This is a genomic window from uncultured Campylobacter sp. (assembly GCF_937949835.1).
In the GTDB taxonomy this organism is placed as follows: domain Bacteria; phylum Campylobacterota; class Campylobacteria; order Campylobacterales; family Campylobacteraceae; genus Campylobacter_B.
In genome coordinates this window covers 1-1,972 of sequence record NZ_CALEDC010000296.1, presented here as the reverse complement: position 1 = coordinate 1,972, position 1,972 = coordinate 1, and the positions used below count along the sequence as shown (strand labels likewise).

The window sequence follows — 1,972 nt, the reverse complement described above, 5'->3', positions numbered from 1 at the left end:
TGAGAGGCGATTTTTCTACGTTTATTTTATGCGAAATATGGACGCGATCTCGCCCGAGGAATTTTTTGAAATTTGCGCCGCCGAAAGCGACGAGCGGTACTACGTGCAGATGGGCGCGGCGTGGGCGATAGCCGAGATGTTTATCAAACAGCGCGAGATCACGCTTGCGTTTTTGGCGAGCAAGCGGGCGGCTAAATTTATCCAAAACAAGGCGATTTCCAAGATCCGCGATAGCTTCCGCGTAAGCAAAGCCGAAAAAGATGCGCTTTTGAAATATAAAATTTAACCGCGGCGGAAAGTGGCGAGGTAGTTAAAATTTCAGTTGCGCGCGGGGCTTGTCAGCCAAAACTGCGAGCTTTAAAATATAAATTTAAGGAGAGAAAATGTTTAGCAAGGAATTTTTAGAAATTTTAAATTATGAATGCGCCGTGGGTATCGCTACCTGCGCGCAGGGCGAGGCTCATATCAGCAATACGTGGAACAGATATCTCGTCATTAAGGGTGATCGCATCCTCATCCCCGCTGCGGGTATGAAAAAGACGCAAAGCAACGTGGAGGCAAATCCAAACGTCGAGCTTAGCGTCGCAACGAAGGAGCTAGCAGGCAGGTTCGGCGCAGGGCGCGGCTTTGTAGTGAAGGGCACGGCGCGCTTTATTGATAGTGGTGCGGAGTTTGAAGAAACGAAGGCGAAATTTCCGTTTGCTACGAGGCTACTTGAAATTACGGCTAGTAGCGTAAAACAGGTGCTGTAATTTGAGCGGCGCACGGTTTGGGCGGAATTTTACGGATGAAATTCCGCCGCGAGCTTTACGATGGAATTTTGCCGCGAAATTTTGTCGATGGAATTTTAAAGTTAGTAAAATTTTATCGACGAAATTTCGCTTCGCCGTAAAATTTTAAAGCGAGCGAAATTTTAAAGCGGGTAAAATTTCAAAGCCTGCAAAATTTCGAAGTCTGCGAGATCCGTAAATCTCGCTCAAATTTTTAGAACCTAAATTTACGTATTGAAAGGAAAAGTATGAAACGATTAGAGGGCAAAACAGCCGTAATTACGGGCGGAAGCGACGGAATAGGGCTTGGCATCGCAAAGTGTTTCGCCGAAGAGGGCGCAAATTTGATCCTGCTCGGCAGAAGCGAGGAGAAATTAAAAATCGCGCAGGAGAACCTAGGCGGTTACGGCGTGAAAGCTTACGCGGTAGAGGCGGATTTGGCGCAAAGCAAAACGATAAAAGGCCTTTGCGAGCGCATTTTAGCACTACCCCTTAAGATAGATGTCCTTGTAAATAACGCCGGACTGGGAAAATTCGTACCGTTTGAGGCGACCGACGAAGCGCTGCTGGATGCTCATCTAAACCTAAACGTCAAAGCGCCCTATCTGCTTACTCAGGGGCTTTTGGGCGCGCTTGCGACTAGCAAGGGCTGCGTGATCAATATCTCGTCGTATTTCGCAAACAGAATGCTCGTGGGGCGCACCACGACGGCATACTCGATCACCAAAGGCGCGCTAAATTCTTTCACCAAATCGCTTGCCTTCGAGGTTGGCAAACTCGGCGTACGCGTCAACGCCATAGCGCCCGGAAGCGTGCTGACGCCGCAGTTTGAGCGAAATTTAAGCGCGCTTAGCCCGCAGGGGCGCGAGGCGTTCGAGCAGATGGTGCAAAATATCTATCCGCTCGGCAAAATCGGCAGCGCGCAGGACATCGGCGATGCGGCGGTGTTTTTGGCGTCGGATGCGGCGAAATGGGTCAGCGGCGCGATATTTGCGATAGACGGCGGGCTTACGACGAATTAGCCGCGACCGGGCGGAATTTTGGGCGCGGGTTTTGAAATATAAAATTTTACGGCAGCGAATTCCGCCGCGAGAAATTTACCCCGTAGAATTTCGCGCGGCAAATTTTACGATGAAAAATTTAGCACGTAGAATTCGGCGACGAATACTGCGCGTGAAATTCCGCAACAACGAAAACGCAGA

At 49.5% G+C, this 1,972-nt stretch carries 3 protein-coding genes and 1 pseudogene; all 4 read left to right on the top strand.

Features of this window, described 5'->3' with window-relative positions:
* Positions 1–286: pseudogene (locus tag Q0256_RS06705) on the top strand (DNA alkylation repair protein); the annotation flags it as partial.
* 97 nt (positions 287–383) lie between these two features.
* Complete coding sequence (locus tag Q0256_RS06700; protein ID WP_177389050.1) at positions 384–752, top strand: pyridoxamine 5'-phosphate oxidase family protein; 369 nt, start codon at positions 384–386, stop codon at positions 750–752.
* Between the two features lie 17 nt (positions 753–769).
* Positions 770–892 (top strand): hypothetical protein, encoded by a 123-nt coding sequence (locus tag Q0256_RS06695; RefSeq protein ID WP_297961464.1) that lies wholly within the window; start codon positions 770–772, stop codon positions 890–892.
* 126 nt (positions 893–1,018) lie between these two features.
* The gene (locus Q0256_RS06690) at positions 1,019–1,792 is read left to right on the top strand and encodes an SDR family oxidoreductase (protein WP_297961461.1); all 774 of its coding nucleotides are present in this window, start codon (positions 1,019–1,021) and stop codon (positions 1,790–1,792) included.
* Positions 1,793–1,972 lie beyond the last annotated feature (180 nt).